General features: G+C 61.0%; 11 protein-coding genes and 4 pseudogenes. 10 read left to right on the top strand and 5 right to left on the bottom strand.

What is annotated here, in order from left to right:
- Window positions 1-157 precede the first annotated feature (157 nt).
- From groES to NKG95_RS22575, 7 genes and pseudogenes are all read left to right on the top strand, one after another.
- The gene (gene groES / locus NKG95_RS22545; protein ID WP_353042593.1) at window positions 158-454 is read left to right on the top strand and encodes a co-chaperone GroES; all 297 of its coding nucleotides are present in this window, start codon (window positions 158-160) and stop codon (window positions 452-454) included.
- A 62-nt stretch (window positions 455-516) separates the two neighbouring features.
- Entirely contained in the window at window positions 517-2,172 is a 1,656-nt protein-coding gene (groL, locus tag NKG95_RS22550) for a chaperonin GroEL (RefSeq protein WP_353042594.1), read from the top strand.
- Window positions 2,173-2,381: 209 nt separating this feature from the next.
- A complete protein-coding gene (locus tag NKG95_RS22555) occupies window positions 2,382-2,615 on the top strand; it encodes an ABC transporter permease family protein (protein ID WP_353042650.1) in 234 nt (77 codons plus the stop codon).
- Complete coding sequence (locus NKG95_RS22560; protein ID WP_353042595.1) at window positions 2,612-2,875, top strand: ABC transporter permease family protein; 264 nt, start codon at window positions 2,612-2,614, stop codon at window positions 2,873-2,875. The genes NKG95_RS22555 and NKG95_RS22560 overlap by 4 nt, the downstream gene beginning before the upstream one ends.
- Before the next feature lie 721 nt (window positions 2,876-3,596).
- Window positions 3,597-4,679 (top strand): HPP family protein, encoded by a 1,083-nt coding sequence (locus NKG95_RS22565; RefSeq protein ID WP_352753200.1) that lies wholly within the window; start codon window positions 3,597-3,599, stop codon window positions 4,677-4,679.
- Between the two features lie 1,570 nt (window positions 4,680-6,249).
- The gene (locus tag NKG95_RS22570) at window positions 6,250-7,905 is read left to right on the top strand and encodes an MFS transporter (protein ID WP_352915566.1); all 1,656 of its coding nucleotides are present in this window, start codon (window positions 6,250-6,252) and stop codon (window positions 7,903-7,905) included.
- A 32-nt stretch (window positions 7,906-7,937) separates the two neighbouring features.
- Window positions 7,938-8,355: pseudogene (locus NKG95_RS22575) on the top strand (ABC transporter ATP-binding protein); the annotation flags it as partial.
- Here the strand turns inward: NKG95_RS22575 and NKG95_RS22580 are convergent.
- Complete coding sequence (locus NKG95_RS22580; RefSeq protein WP_353042596.1) at window positions 8,330-8,947, bottom strand: cold-shock protein; 618 nt, start codon at window positions 8,945-8,947, stop codon at window positions 8,330-8,332. The pseudogene NKG95_RS22575 and the gene NKG95_RS22580 overlap by 26 nt on opposite strands.
- 261 nt (window positions 8,948-9,208) lie before the next feature.
- Window positions 9,209-9,425: pseudogene (locus NKG95_RS22585) on the bottom strand (3-methyl-2-oxobutanoate hydroxymethyltransferase); the annotation flags it as partial.
- Window positions 9,426-9,572: 147 nt separating this feature from the next.
- Between NKG95_RS22585 and NKG95_RS22590 the strand changes: the two are divergent.
- Window positions 9,573-10,535, top strand: a complete 963-nt coding sequence (locus NKG95_RS22590) for an NUDIX hydrolase (protein WP_352452634.1) — start codon at window positions 9,573-9,575, stop codon at window positions 10,533-10,535.
- 73 nt (window positions 10,536-10,608) lie between these two features.
- On the opposite strand, the pseudogene NKG95_RS22595 reads toward NKG95_RS22590, so the two are convergent.
- Window positions 10,609-10,908 (bottom strand): annotated as a pseudogene (locus NKG95_RS22595) (transposase); the annotation flags it as partial.
- A 119-nt stretch (window positions 10,909-11,027) separates the two neighbouring features.
- Here NKG95_RS22595 and NKG95_RS22600 point away from each other — a divergent pair.
- Window positions 11,028-11,312 (top strand): hypothetical protein, encoded by a 285-nt coding sequence (locus NKG95_RS22600; RefSeq protein ID WP_352690235.1) that lies wholly within the window; start codon window positions 11,028-11,030, stop codon window positions 11,310-11,312.
- 166 nt (window positions 11,313-11,478) lie between these two features.
- Here the strand turns inward: NKG95_RS22600 and NKG95_RS22605 are convergent, their stop codons facing one another.
- The gene (locus tag NKG95_RS22605) at window positions 11,479-12,165 is read right to left on the bottom strand and encodes an isopentenyl transferase family protein (RefSeq protein ID WP_352515927.1); all 687 of its coding nucleotides are present in this window, start codon (window positions 12,163-12,165) and stop codon (window positions 11,479-11,481) included.
- Between the two features lie 733 nt (window positions 12,166-12,898).
- On the opposite strand from NKG95_RS22605, the pseudogene NKG95_RS22610 reads away from it, so the two are divergent.
- Window positions 12,899-13,238 (top strand): annotated as a pseudogene (locus NKG95_RS22610) (PIN domain-containing protein); the annotation flags it as partial.
- 227 nt (window positions 13,239-13,465) lie between these two features.
- On the opposite strand, the gene hemN reads toward NKG95_RS22610, so the two are convergent.
- Complete coding sequence (gene hemN, locus NKG95_RS22615; protein WP_352452631.1) at window positions 13,466-14,806, bottom strand: oxygen-independent coproporphyrinogen III oxidase; 1,341 nt, start codon at window positions 14,804-14,806, stop codon at window positions 13,466-13,468.
- Window positions 14,807-15,434: the final 628 nt, after the last annotated feature.

Consider the following 15,434-nt stretch of genomic DNA (forward strand, 5'->3'; position numbering starts at 1 on the left):
TTCCACGCTCGTTTGCTCTTCGCCCGTCCCTCTTCCGTCTTGACTAGCAGGAGCCTACGGCCTATCTCACTGCCGCGTTAGCACTCGCTTCTGGTGAGTGCTAACCACGCTCCGGCAACGGAGAACCGTTCAACATCCGCACCAGGGAAATCCAAAAATGGCAAAGTCGAATTTCCGGCCGCTTCATGACCGCGTGGTCGTTCGCCGCGTCGAGTCCGAAGCGAAGACCGCCGGCGGGATCATCATCCCCGATACGGCGAAGGAAAAGCCGCAGGAAGGCGAGATCATCGCCGTCGGTTCCGGCGCCCGTGACGAGGTCGGCAAGCTCGTCCCGCTGGACGTCAAGGCCGGCGACCGCATCCTGTTCGGCAAGTGGTCGGGCACCGAAGTCAAGCTCAATGGCGAAGACCTTCTGATCATGAAGGAATCCGACATCATGGGCATCATCGGCTGAATATCGGCCTCACCCTCGTTTAAATCTTCGGGCTCAATCCAAGCCCCTGCCAGGAGCTAAAAATGGCTGCCAAAGACGTAAAATTCTCCCGCGACGCTCGCGAGCGCATGCTGCGCGGCGTCAACATCCTCGCCGACGCGGTGAAGGTCACGCTCGGCCCCAAGGGCCGCAACGTCGTCATCGACAAGTCGTTCGGCGCACCGCGCATCACCAAGGACGGCGTCACCGTCGCCAAGGAAATCGAGCTTGAAGACAAGTTCGAGAACATGGGCGCGCAGATGGTTCGCGAAGTTGCTTCGAAGACCAACGACATCGCCGGCGACGGCACTACGACCGCGACCGTTCTGGCACAGTCGATCGTCCAGGAAGGCCACAAGGCGGTTGCCGCCGGCATGAACCCGATGGACCTCAAGCGCGGCATCGACCTCGCCGTCGCCGACGTCGTCGCGACGCTGATCAAGAACGCCAAGAAGATCAAGACCTCGGAAGAGGTTGCCCAGGTCGGCACCATCGCCGGCAATGGCGATGCTTCGGTCGGTTCGATGATCGCTGAAGCGATGCAGAAGGTCGGCAATGAGGGCGTCATTACCGTCGAGGAGGCCAAGACCGCCGAGACCGAGCTCGAAGTCGTCGAAGGCATGCAGTTCGACCGCGGCTATCTCTCGCCCTACTTCGTCACCAATGCCGAAAAGATGGTTGCGGATCTGGAAGACGCCTACATCCTCCTCCACGAGAAGAAGCTCTCCAACCTGCAGGCCATGCTGCCGATCCTCGAGGCTGTCGTGCAGACCTCGAAGCCGCTGGTCATCATCTCCGAAGACGTCGAAGGTGAGGCCCTTGCCACGCTGGTCGTCAACAAGCTGCGTGGCGGCCTGAAGATCGCTGCCGTCAAGGCGCCGGGCTTCGGTGATCGCCGTAAGGCCATGCTGGAAGACATCGCCATTCTCACCGGTGGCCAGGTCATCTCCGAAGACCTCGGCATCAAGCTCGAGAATGTCGGCCTCAACATGCTCGGCCGCGCCAAGAAGGTGTCGATCTCCAAGGAGAACACCACCATCGTCGACGGCGCCGGCAAGAAGGCCGAGATCCAGGGCCGCGTCGCCCAGATCAAGCAGCAGATCGAGGAGACCACCTCGGACTACGACAAGGAGAAGCTGCAGGAACGTCTCGCCAAGCTGGCGGGCGGCGTTGCCGTGATCCGCGTCGGCGGTGCGACCGAAGTGGAAGTCAAGGAAAAGAAGGACCGCGTCGATGACGCCCTCAACGCGACCCGTGCGGCCGTCGAAGAAGGCATCGTTCCCGGCGGCGGCGTCGCCCTGCTGCGGGCTTCGCTGGCCATCACCGTCACCGGCGCCAACTCCGACCAGGCCGCCGGCATCAGCATCGTGCGTCGCGCGCTGCAGGCTCCGGCCCGTCAGATCGCGGCCAACGCCGGTGCGGAAGCTTCGATCGTTGCCGGCAGGATCCTTGAGAACAAGGGCGCGACCTTCGGCTACAACGCCCAGACCGGCGAATATGGCGACATGATCGCCATGGGTATCGTCGATCCGGTCAAGGTTGTGCGCACGGCCCTGCAGGACGCGGCCTCGGTCGCCGGCCTGCTGGTCACCACCGAAGCCATGATCGCGGAGGCTCCGAAGAAGGAGTCCGCTGGCGGCGGCATGCCGGCTGGTATGCCCGGCGGTGGCATGGGCGGCATGGGCGGTATGGATTTCTAATCCAGCCACCTATCAACCTACAGCGGAAAGGGCGGCAGCAATGCCGCCCTTTTTTGTGTGCCGAGCATGATCGACAGCTTTAGACGTGCAAGTCCTCTACCCAGCCTGATGGCGGCGAAGCGCAACGGCGTCGTCGTGAGACGGGGTCTGGCCGTGTCCTTTCGTTCAGCCGCTGGTCGAAACTCGTGCTGCCTTCCGCCGTGCCGTCGATCTTTACAGGGCTGCGAGAAGGCCTTGCCAACGGCTGGCAGACCCTGGTTGCGGTAGAACTCATCGCATCGTTCGAAAGGCTCCGATACCTGATCGCCTATGGTCGTCAGCTCTTTCAATTGGAACTCGTTCTTTCGGCCATGATCGTGGTCGGCCTGACCGGATTGGGACCCACGGCCTGCTCACGCTTGCCTAAAACCATCTGCAACGCTGGCGTCCGGAGACCCAGATGAGCCTGATCACGATTACAGGTCTGGATAGGCTGTCGCACGGCGCTTCCATCGCACCGCCGCCCTTCCGCTTCATCGGCCGACATCTGCGGCCGCTTGCGGAGCCGATGGCGCTGCTCGCGATTTGGGAGTTGCTCGCCCATGCCGGCGCTGCTGACCCACGTTTTCTACCGCGGCTGGAAGAGGTGGCGGCCGCGGCATGGCAGAGTTCAGCCGAGGTGGCCTTGGCTCCAATCTTCTGGCGAGCCTGGAACATGACCTGATCGGTTTCGTGTGTGGCAGTGTGGCGGAAACGCGTTTGGTCTGGTGATCGGATTTTCCCGCCTCATCGAACGCCTGAGAGGCTCGTGGTCGCGGTTGTATTACCGCTATTACGTGACCTGATCACGTTGACGATGCCAGCACCTTCATTGGCCACTTTCTGGACCATGTACGTCACATCAGGCTCCCCCGCCCGATCGACACGAGCCGGCTCTGTAACCAAGCCGCCGTCATATGGCGGTTCCACGACGGCACTGGCGGCAGTCGTCTTCTCAGCGGCTACAGGTGGACGTTTCAGCAGCCAACAACTCCGATGGTGGCAAGGACAGGCAGACCAAGCACCGCGTAGAAGCCGTACTCCGCTGGAGTTCGCCTCGGAAGTGGAGCGACAAGGGCCTGATTTGTCTTGCCACTGCCGACATTGTCAGCACGCTTTTCGAAGCCTCTGAATTCCTTAGTATCCATCCCAGCTCGACCTCCGACCATCCCCATTTCCGGCTGCCCGCGGCACGGCAGCCCTTGGCCTCTAGCTGCGCTCGAGCGGATCAGCGTGCCGTCCGCCTCCTCTGGCTGATCAAAATGTCTGCACCCATTTGGCAATGGCCGTTTCGCGCAAAAGTATTCCCCCGTGAGCCGGCTTTCCGAATTGGCTTAACTTCCAAATCTGTGGCTTTGCCTGCATTGCGGAGCGCGGAGTTCCGACCACTCGCCCAAGGGTATGCCATGGCGTTTCGTCTCTTTGTTCCGATCCTTGCCGGAGCAACGCTGCGCGAGCGGCTGCTCGCCTGCATCGGGGCCATGATCGGCATCGCATTGACTGGCGTGATCAGTGCGCTGGCGAACGGGTCTGGCCCACATGTCGCACTGCTGGTTGCTCCAATGGGAGCATCGGCCGTGCTGCTCTTTGCCGTGCCTTCAAGCCCGCTGGCGCAACCTTGGTCGATTATCGGTGGCAATACGATTTCGGCGCTGGTCGGGGTGATCGTGGCGCATTTCGTGCATGAACCCGTCCTTGCTACCGGCATTGCGGTGGCGCTGGCCATCGCCGCCATGTCGTTCACGCGCTGCCTGCATCCGCCGGGTGGCGCCGCCGCCTTAACCGCGGTGTTCGGCGGACCGGCCGTCTTCAGCTCGGGCTTGCTGTTTCCCTTCGTTCCGGTAGCGCTGAACTCGATCGTGTTGGTCGCACTCGGCTACGGCATCCATAAACTGTCGCGGCGCAACTATCCGCATGTGGCGGCCCCCGCCCTTAAAAGCGCGCATGGAACCATCGATCCGCCGGCGCGGGAGCGGGTCGGCTTCCAGCCCGAGGATGTCGATGCCGCGCTCGGCGCGCTGGAGGAAACCTTCGATATCGACCGCAACGATCTTGAGCGGCTGCTACGGCAGGTCGAGTTGCAGGCGATGGTGCGCTCCCACCGGACCCTGCTGTGCGAGGACATCATGTCGCGCGATGTGATTTCGGTCGATGAACATGCGCCCGCCGACCACGCGCGTCATTTGCTGCTCGATCACAACATCCGGACGCTGCCGGTGACCGACGCCGAGGGCGGGCTGGTCGGTGTAGTTGGCCTGCGCGAGCTGACGAAGGCGACCGACACGGTGAGGGCTGTGATGTCGAAGGCTAGCACCGCCTCTCCCGATACGCCGGCGATGAGCCTGCTGCCGGTGCTCACCGACGGCCGCAGCCATGCCGTGGTCATCGTCGATACCGAGCGACGCATTATTGGGCTGATCACCCAGACCGACCTGCTGACAGCGGCAGCGCGCGTGCACATGGCCGACACAACGCTGGCAGCGGCATAAAATAGTGATCCGGACTTGCTCAATCCGGGAACCCGATGGGGCGCCAATAGGATAGCGGTATTAAGTGCGGCCTTCCGCCTAAGACAATTCCTTTTTACGAGTAGATCAACCCTGAAACGCGACCGCGTGCTCAGGCATCTGGTTCACGTAGGCCAAGTACGACTGCAACAACGGAACACTCTTCAACCTTGCCGGTGGCCAGAGCCAGTCCGCTATGTCGACTAAAGGCGTGCGGACTACAAGTGCAACCATCTGGTGGACGGCTCCTCTGCAACGATGGTAGCGCGGTTCGCGTGTCCAAGGCTGGGTTGAAGCTCTACGTCGCGGGTTGAGTGATCGTTGGCAAGGGTCGCGGCTCAGACGCCGAGGACGCGGTTCGCAATTCCATGCAGGTGGTCCTTTCCTTTGGTTCCTGCATTTCGCCTCTGGTGAGGCGCGGCCGACTCCCGTCATGCATCACGCCGACGACCGTCGCTTCCTCGCCGCGCCAAGGGTTTGACTAGGCCGACGATAGACCATGCGATAAGCAATTCCGAAACGATGTGGCTTCCTTGCGCCAAGTCGGCTCTGTCGAACAGCGATGTCAACATGATCCTGAGTTCCGAGGGTTCGCCGCGCATCAATCCTATAACCTTGATGACGTTCCTGACTAGGAGGATGAGGCTGCTCCAACACGTCCACGGTGTTAGGAATTGCCATTGCACGAGTTGATCTCGGACTTCTTCGTCGCGCATCGCCAATTTCCAGCCCAATACCGCGCCTACGCTTGGTACCCCAACCACGCGGCCTATCGCCCTCATGCCCGCTTCGAGGACCCTCCAGGATCGGGCCTGTTCGGATAGGTGTGGGAGGCCGAGGCATCAGAGGGAACGGCCAGACGCTACCATGAGGATGCGCCATCTGCCGAAGAGCCGTACCGTTACCTTCGTCACTGTGCGGAACGCGGGGCGACCGTCGCTTCAGCCATCCGGCGTTGGGTGTCATTTCTCCCCTGGCGGAGTCCACCGCCCCGACAAAAGCCTGACCTTTGCCAGTCTTCTACGGGCAAGCGTTCGCGCCAAAAGTTCAAAGCCGTGTCCATAACATTCAACAATGAAAGCCAGCCTCATCAGATCGAGCAGAAATTCGGGCGCGTCAGACTTTTGTTCAAGCCGAAGCAGCAAGGCGCGCGCCTCTTCGATCGCGGCCTAGCAACCGTCTGCGTTTATCAGGAATCAATCCTGTCTAAGATCTGCAAGCCCTCACCTCGCCCCAAGCCAGACTCAGCGCATCGAACGCCGTTGGAGAGAGTTTCCGACGAAAGAACATCGTCGCGTTTCGCGAAAAGGCATCGCTCGGCAAAGTGCCCGTTGATGAAGCATGCTGCGTCAAACGACAAGCAAGATCCGGGCTCCACCCAGTGATGTCTTCGAAGGCGGGGTGAGCCGGCTCGGGCATGCGTCTCGGCCGCAACCCTTAATCACGAGGAACTGTGCCGCAAGGCAAACAGTTTCTCTCTATTCTTCTAGCCGCCACGGTTCAGCCTAGATTACATGGGAAACGACAATAACGCAAAGCAAAGGGTCGCAAAATGAGTAGGGCGGCTGGATTAAACGAAGATTTGGCTGCACCAACGACCTTTGGGCCACTTTTGCAGCCCACCTTTCGTTCGATCTGGCTCGCCACGCAGGTTTCGAGTCTCGGCTGGCTGATGCAGACTGTCGCCATCAGCTGGCTGATGGCAACGATCTCGACTTCGGATCTGATGGTTGCGCTGGTGCAGGCATCATCGAACCTGCCCGCTTTCGTCTTGTCCGTCTTCGCCGGGGCTCTCGCCGACAATTTCAGCCGGCGCCGGGTCATGTTCGCCGGTCGGTGCCTTATGGTGATTGCGTCCGCGATGCTGACCGCGTCCGTGGCGCTGGGCTTTGTTAGTCCGTGGATGATCCTTGGCTTCAGCTTCTTGATCGCAAGCGGCGGTGCTCTCAATGATCCGGCCTGGCAAGCGTCGGTCGGGGATATCGTGGACCGACGAGATGTTCCCGCTGCCGTCACCCTGCTTTCTGTTGGCTTCAACACTGTCAGGACTGTGGGCCCGGCGCTCGGCGGCATTGTGGTTGCCTCATTCGGCCTCATGGCGGCATTCGCCGTGACCACGCTCACCTATTTCGTACCCTTGGTCACTATTTGGCGCTGCAAGTGGAAGGTTCGCTCGTCCCCTCTTCCACGCGAGTCGATGAGGACGGCGATCTATGACGGACTGCGCTTCACGGCGATGTCATCGGAAATCAAGGCAGCGATCGCGCGCGGAACCCTCTTTGGCTTGGCGAGCATCGCCATACTCGCGCTGCTGCCGGTGGTTGTCCGCGACCAGCTGGGAGGAGGTCCGCTCGCCTATGGCGCGCTCATGGCTGGCTTCGGGACCGGTGCCGTCTTCGCCGGCCTCTCCAACAGCCTGTTCAGACGGAGCTTGTCGCAAGAAAGGCTGATGAGGCTCGCCTGCCTCGCCTGCGCGGCGTGCTCCCTATCCCTGGCTCTGACCTCTTCGATCGCTGTGGCGGCAATTGCACTCGCCCTGGGCGGCGCCGGTTGGGTCACCGCCTGGTCGGGGGTTGGCGTGAGCGTGCAGCTGGCGAGCCCGCGCTGGGTCGTGGGTCGCACAATCTCGATCTACTACGCATTGATAGACGGCGGCATCGCGGCCGGCAGCTGGGTATGGGGCACGGTTTCCCAGAACCATTCGCTGACCTGGGCGCTCGAGGGTTCCGCTGTAGCCCTTCTGATCGTCGCTGCAGCCGGCGTTCTGTTTCCTCTTCGCGAGCGCCGCGAGTCCGAGCCCGATCCTTTGGAGGAATTCGACGCCCCAGCTGTCGCTCTCAGTTTGAAGCCGAGAAGCGGCCCGATCGTGGTCAAGATCGAATATCTGATAGCCGAGAGAAATGTCGAGGCCTTCCTCGACCTCATGCGGCAGCGGCGTCATGTACACAGCCGCGTCGGTGCTCGGAACTGGACGCTCCAGCGCAACCTTCAGAAGCCTATGCAGTGGACAGAAACGTTCCGCACGCCGACCTGGACCGACTACCTTCGCCTCAATCATCGTCTCACGGAAGTAGACAAGGAACTGGACGAGCGTGTCTTCCAGTTACACGCGGGAGAAGAAGCGCCTCAAATGACGCTTTCGATTGAGCGGCCGACAAGCTCGGCCCGGAAACCCGACCGGTCAATCCTTCACCTTCCCCGTCATTGAAGCCTGACCTTCCCATATCTGGGCATCAGCGATCGTTAAAGATCCGGATGATGGATGAGAATCTCGGCGACATCCGTGTCGTGCGTGCCTTCGCGGCGCAGCCGCACGAGCTGGAAAAGTTCGACCGCGCCAAGCAGGACGCGCCTTGATCTCGCCAATGAGCTCACCTTCATGACCATTCTACAGATGCCGGTGCGCTAGCTCGGATTGATGGTCAACTCGTTCGCGCGCGCCTCGACCTGCGGCACGCGGCTGTTCGAGTTGCTCGACGCCGAACTTGACATCGAGGACGCGGCGGGCGCCAGGGATCTCGTCGTCACCGACGGCGTGCTGCGCTTCGACAATGTCGGTTTCTGCTACGCGGGCTCGGGCGGCCGCCCGACGCTCTCCGGCATCTCCTTCGAGGCGAGCAATGCATCGCCGTCTAGGCAAGGCGAATGCTCCGGACTTCCCAGCCTTTCTTGCCTTGCCCGCATTCGACAAACACCTTCTGTCCCGCCACCAGCACGCTGAGCCCTGAGCGCGTCAGGGCGCTGGCATGAACGAAGACGTCCTTCTCACCGTTGTCAGGAGCAATGAAGCCGAAGCCCTTTTCGGGTTTGTACCACTTGACCGTGCCCCCGCTCTCCAGCTGCGCACCGGTTTCATCGAAGGTCCCTCCAGCGACGCGCGTATGTGACGGAGTTTTCGCGCGGTGATCGCCGATCTCCAGCACCTGCGCGACTTGATGACCTTTTGGACTTTTTTCGACCGTGATCTTGAGAGGCGTTCCCGCGGCAACATCCCGCCTTCCGGCCGCCTCTAACACTCGCACGTGCAGATAGGCCTCGGTGCCGTCCGACAGTTTGACGAAGCCAAAACCCTTGCTGACTGTGAACCACAATACCTCCGCATCGACAGGATCTGCCGTCACGGTCGGCGGGCGCTGAAAATAGCTTGGCTCGGAAGTCCGTTCCGAAAAGGAAACGGGGTCATCGTCATAGCGATGCCGGCGTGGCTCGCGATGGTCTCGATATTTGCCCATGATCATCTCGACTGGCATGGATGGCGCACTGCGGTACCGTCAAGATAATCTCAATCGGGCGACGCGTTTATGTCAAAAAGGCCGTGAAGACCGCAGCTGTGCCCGGCCTATCGGCCGAACCCTTTGAGACTAGATTCATTTCCCCTGAAACAATAGTGCCGGCGAGTCGATTTACTGACTCGCATAGGTTGTGTTGGAGCGAGAGTGCGATGATGCTGGCGCGGGCGCACTGGAAGGGCTTTATCAGGCATTCCGGAAAGCCTGCTCCGGGTTTCTTCAAAAGGAACCGAACGGCGGGTCGACGACCATTTGCGCCGGCTCCAGGCTACGGCGCAGGTCTGACCGTGCATGATCATCATCTCCAGCGTCACGCCCAGCGTCGACGCCAAGCCGTGGAGAACTATGCCGCGCTGTCGCCGACGAGAACAACGTCGCAATGTCGATCGACGAGCTTTGAATCGGCGCACTCAATGGGCCTTCTTCCCCAAGCACGGATGTCGCGTTGGCACTTTTTATGCAGCTGCGAAGAGCTAAAATCGCCACGACGGGTGGTGTTGACGCGCCGACAATTATCAGACAAAAACGGAATTCAATCGGTTCAGCGGCCTACGCGGCAGGGCTCTGCTCAACAACCTCGGGGACCATGGACGAACGCGCAAAAGGGATTAGGAAAGGCGGAGCTGGAGGCAAGGCCAACGACGTCAATGCGGACTTAATCGCCGTTGTGGTCGCCATGGACAGCAGCGCCCCCTGCGTTCTGACCATCCCGCAGGCAAACGCCCTGCCCTCGGGCCCGTTCGAGCTTGCTCACCGTTCGCTGCAGTCGGGCCTCAGGGGATGGGTGGAACAACAGACCGGCCAGCCGCTCGGCTATATCGAACAGCTCTACACCTTCGCCGATCGCGACAGGGTTGGCGCTGACGACCGCGTGGTCTCTATCAGCTATCTGGCGCTCACCCACCAAGACGAAGCTGGCGACCCGGCCGGGCGACACTGGGGAAGCTGGTACGACTATTTCCCGTGGGAGGATCACCGCTCCGGCACACCGGCGGTCGTGTTGGACGAATTGCGGCCGCGCCTGATGGAATGGGCGGATGGCACTGACGACAGTACGACACGCCTCGACCGACGACGGCGGGCGGCGATCGCCTTCGGCTTTGACGACCGCCATTGGAACGAGGAACTCGCGCTTCAACGTTATGAGCTGCTCTACGAAGCCGCCCTGGTGGAGGAAGCAATACGCGCCGGACATTCCGCTGCGCCCACCTGGGTCTCGGGCAGATCGATGATCGCCGATCATCGTCGCATCCTGGCGACCGGCATTGCGCGGCTGCGCTCCAAGATCAAATATCGGCCGGTCGTATTCGAACTGATGCCGCCGGTCTTCACGCTTTTGCAGCTGCAGCGCACCGTGGAGGCGCTTGCCGGCAGGCTCGTGCGTAAACCGAACTTTCGCCGGCTGATCGAGCAGCAGGAGCTGGTCGAGGAGACCGGTGAGACAACCGCGGAAACCGGCGGCCGGCCGGCGCAACTTTATCGCTTCCGTCACGCCGTTCTCGACGAGAGGGTGATAGCCGGAACAAAATTGCCGCTCTCGCGGGCTTGACCCGCCTTGCGCCAGCAGCCCTGACGATGTCGCGGACGGCTTGGCCCTTGTGAGAACCGGGATTGTCGAGAATGACGATGTCGCCCGGCTTCAGTGTTTTGTTGAGTTCGGTTTCGACATAGACGCGAAAGGCCTGCGTATTGATGGGTCCGTCAATGACCCAAGGCGCCTCCACCCGATCATGCCGCAGCGCGGTGATGAAGGTCATCGTCTTCCAATGGCCATATGGTGCGTGGGCCATCAGCCGCTTGCCGCGCACACCCCAGCCGCGCAACGGCGCCATGTTGGTCTTGACCCATGTTTCATCCAGGGAGACCAGGCGCGTAGGGTCAATGCGGGTCTGATAGCGCATCCATTGCGCACGCCCGCGCATCAGCTTTGGCTTGAGCTGCTCGGCCGGCAGAACGGTTTTTTTGAAGCTCTTGCCCTCGCGGTGCAGGAAGCGACCGACGCTCGCAGGAGACCACGTTCAGCCAGTGCCGCCGTCAATTGATGAAGCGTCATGTTGGCATCTCGCTCAACCTCGCCCAGGACGAAAGCACGGTGCTCCCCGTCGATCAGATAGGGCCGATGACCACCCATCTTGCCGGGTGCCGCACTGCCACGGCGACGCTTGCGGCCTCGGGCGTTTCCTGGGCGAAGGCGGTGGCGATGAAAGCCGAGACGACGCCACAGACTGGGCTGGCGGATAGTAGTTCGCGAGTCAGCCACGGTAGCGGTCGCTACGAAGCGCGCAGCACTTTGTCATCGGTACATTCCCTCCCATGCCTGAAATGAGCAGTGCAGCCATGTCGCCTCCTCCGCAGTCACCGTGGCGAAAGCAATCCTTCCGCTGCCACACGGACCTAATGTCGCCTGGCACTAGCTTGCTTCAGCAAACCACTTAGCGCAATTCTCAGGAGCTACCGTGCCCGCACCGCAGGCGAGGTCCGGGGAGGCTTGCTCACTCAGTTTGCCATTCTGGAAAGTCGCGTTCTTGCCAACGCGCATATTCGAGATATTCTCTCGCAATCGCCTCTACAAGATCTTGTTGGAGCTCTTTGCGAAGGCACGGCATTTCGCTGATTGCCAAGCTGTGCTCTCTCGCAAAACGAATGGCGCAACGATATCCGTCAACGTCTTCCAAAGTGGGACGGACTGCATCTTCCTTCCACTGATCCGCAAGTTCCTGCAGCAACGAAGGTTGTCCTTCTCTTGTGACAAACATGTCTGTGACCCGACGCTTGGCTCTCTCCAGAAAGGCGTCCGAGTTGCCGAGCCGCAACCGCCTTACATGCCACCGAAAAGCGCCATCCCAATGCTGACTTCGCGCCATTAAATTGAGAAGGGAGATCGAACCGCCTTCGAGGATGAGCCCCGGCTGGGAACTACGCTCATCCACTTGCATTATCAGCTTACGATGGGCGGTCTCGGCGTCGATTATGCCCGCGGTTAGCGGGCGCGAATCCAAGTAGATCCGCTGGGTAGATTGCAGTTCGGAATCCGAGGGACGCCCGCTGCCGGTGGCGATTTGAGGACAGCATTGTACACGATCCAGCGCAATGACCGGCCATCCGGTCTCTCGTGCAATTTGGATTGCCGCGTCTGTTTTGCCGCTGCAGGTCGGCCCGTAAATCAAATAGATTAGCATGTGTATGCCGCTTAGTTTATCGGAACTAACCGCCCCCCAAGCACAAGATACTCGGTAGGCTTTCACCGGACTTGTCGCAAACATTTTGACAAGCGGCGATTATGCCCTGAAACGACGCCATTTTCGAACTTTGTGAAGTCCGAAAGGGCGCAAGCAGCCCGTTCTGGTCGTTCAGTCCAGTCACCAACGCCTCTGTTTGACGTTTGACGACGGTCCACTTTGCACATCTCATGCCGACTGTGACGCAACGCGGCACCGCAGGATGGTGACCTCGTTGTCTCCGGCAAAAGATCCTTGCGCGTCTTGGGTTAATCGAGGCGGCGGCGCACGGGCGCCTTATTGTCTCGGAACATGGCCAGGAAGGCGGCTGATCAACAAAAGTGGAAGACGGTGTCCCGACGACCTCACCGATTTGTGAGGCGACCGAGGATCTGCCCGACATCGTCGATCTCGTCCTCGAGGTGGGCCGTGTGCCGGCCGCGCCGCCAAAGCCTCCTCCCCTGCCGGTCCGGCTGGAAGCCTCGTCGAAACGGCACAGGAGTACACCAAAGCCGCCAGCGCGCAAACACACAGACCGCCGGCGGAAGGATTTGGCGCTTTTTGCGTGGCGTCCGCTCCGATTCCCCGGAAGGGCAGCTGGCTGCTGTTTTCTGGGCACTCGCTGCGCATCGCCGCTGCGCAACGCCGAACTGGACATCGAGCGGCTACGCGATGAACCGCATGGTCTGCCATTGTGAGGCTCTTGCTCGACACTAATGGCCTCTCCGAGGTGACGAGGCCGACCCCTGACGCGCGCGTGCTGGAATGGATGACGGGCTCGATGAAGACCGCTCATTTATCAGGTTGTGTCGATCGCCGAGATCCGGCGCGGCGCTGCCCTCATAGACAAAGGTCGGAAACGTGACGCACTGGCCGGATGGCTCGCCCGGGACCTGCCGCAGCGCTTCGAGCCGAGAGTCCTGCCCGTGGACGAACTGGTTGCCCTGGCCTGGGGCGACCTGACGGGCCTCGCGAAGCGGCGTGGCCGCGGTCTGTCATCGATGGACGGGCTGATTGCAGCCACCGCGATTTCCTGACCCATCACATGGCGGGGATATTCATGCGCTGACGGCGAAACACCCAGATGCCCCGCACCTACCACGATCAATATGGAAACGCCTCGGTGGCAGCCACGAGGTCGATGTCATTGAAGATGAGATGAAATAGGCGGATCAGCTCTGCTTTTCGCATCCTTGACGCGCGCTTCATGACAGGCCTCTGCCAAGGGCGTCGAGTTTAGCTTCCGGTTGGATGCTTGCCCTCACCTGTGGCTATGCTTACGGCCATCCCGATCGAGAAAAGCATCGAACGCGGCAGCGACAGCGCGAATTACAAAGCGATGCTCCCGCCGTACGCGGACAAAACCGTTTTCGAAGTCCACTATCCCGTCCTCGGCCAGCATCGCCAAGCGTTCAGCTGAATCGAGAAGACGGATCGGATCAGATCCGTGGGCGGCACAGATTGCCTGCACATCGGCCTCGAGATCGCACATTAGTCGCTCGATAATTGCGGCTCGCACGCGGTCGTCGTCGGTGAGGCGATAGCCCTTTGACGTCGCCAGACGGCCAGCTGCGATGTGCTGGATGTAGGAATCCCGTGTAACTTCGTTTTGGACGTACCCCTCGCCGACGCGGCCGATAGCCGACGCGCCGAAACCGATCAGGGTTCTGCAGGTGGTGGCCGAGTAGCCCAGCGAGTTACGCCGCAGGCGACCCGTTTTCTGTGCCAGCGCGAGCTCGTCGTCCGGCAAGGCGAAATGGTCGAGCCCGATCTCGCGGTAGCCGGCGGCAATCAGCGTCGCGGCCACGGCCGCATACTGTTCGGCGCGGGCAGCGCTGCCCGGAAGAACTGCCTCCTCGATGAGGCGCTGATTCTTTACAAGCGACGGGATGTGCGCATAGCCGAACACCGCAAGCCGGTCGGGGCGCATTGCGACCGCCGCCCTCGCGGTCTCGACGCAGGACTGCACCGTTTGATGCGGGAGACCGAAGATGAGGTCGAAGTTGATGCGGCTTACTCCATGCCGGCGCAGCATTTCCACGGCAGCCGACGTCTGCGCCTCACTCTGAACCCGGTTGATTGCTTTTTGAACAATGGGATCGAAGCTCTGCACGCCGAGACTCACACGGTTCACGCCGGCTGCTCCTAAGGCCTCGGCCATCTCGGCCGTGAACGTGCGCGGATCAATCTCGACGGCAACCGTAGCTGTTTTCGTGAGAGCGAAGCGGCGTCGCAGGAACTCCATCAGAGCCAGGAACTCGGCTGGTCCTATGAGAGACGGCGTTCCGCCGCCGAAATGCATGTCGCTCACGGGCAGCGTCTGCGGCGCTCGCTCCGAGACCAAACGGATCTCGTCACGCAGGGCGGCCAGATAGTTGAGGATCGGCGCATCATGGCGGGTGATGGTGGTGGGGAAGCCACAATACCAGCAAGCTGATCGGCAGAACGGAACGTGGAAATAGAGCGACACCGGATCGTCAGCCGGCAGGTTCCTGAGCCATTCCTCATAAGCCTCGGCGCCGACCGCCCCAGAGAACTCCGACACAGTCGGATAGATAGTGTACCAAGGCAGGCCGGCCTCGCGATATTTTGTGGTCTGCAACAGTTACCGTCCCATGCTGATAACCACCAACCTTACCGCTGCGCTCGCCTGTGTCTTTGCGCTATGTCAGTCCGTTCCGCTTTGGTCTCGAAACTTGTATTTCTCAGCAATAGCGGCCGTTCAGTCTTGGCTGGACGGTCAGCGACTGGCCATGGCTGTTCCCGCCGCGACCCTCACGCGCACCGTTTGGTTCCACCATCCCTTCCCTTCAGCCTGCGCCTGGTCGAGTAGATTCTGCTGAGCGCGGCTGCCGCATCCAACGAGATAACACGGCGTTGGGACCAGACTTTGCTCGCCAGCTAGCGCAGCCCCATAGTGATCTCTGGCATCTCGATGAGCTCGTTGTGTGAATTGCTGGCAAGAAGCATTAGCTGTGGCGCGCCGTCTATCAGGACGAGAGGCTGCTCGACGCGACCGTCAGGTCGGCCGCAATGCCAAGGCCGGCGCGCCTACTGACTCCGTGGTGGAGGCAAGGCTGCGCGTTCAGCGCGTGATTACCGATCATCGCGCTCGCCAAAATGACGGCGTCGTACCGAGCGGTGCCGCCGCATGATGTCTCAACGTCGGGGCTCACAGCAAACAAAGCTGTCGCCATTGAACGAAACTGTCGCGAAGCGAACAGACGAAC

The organism is Mesorhizobium sp. M1423 (assembly GCF_040317575.1).
Lineage (GTDB): Bacteria > Pseudomonadota > Alphaproteobacteria > Rhizobiales > Rhizobiaceae > Mesorhizobium.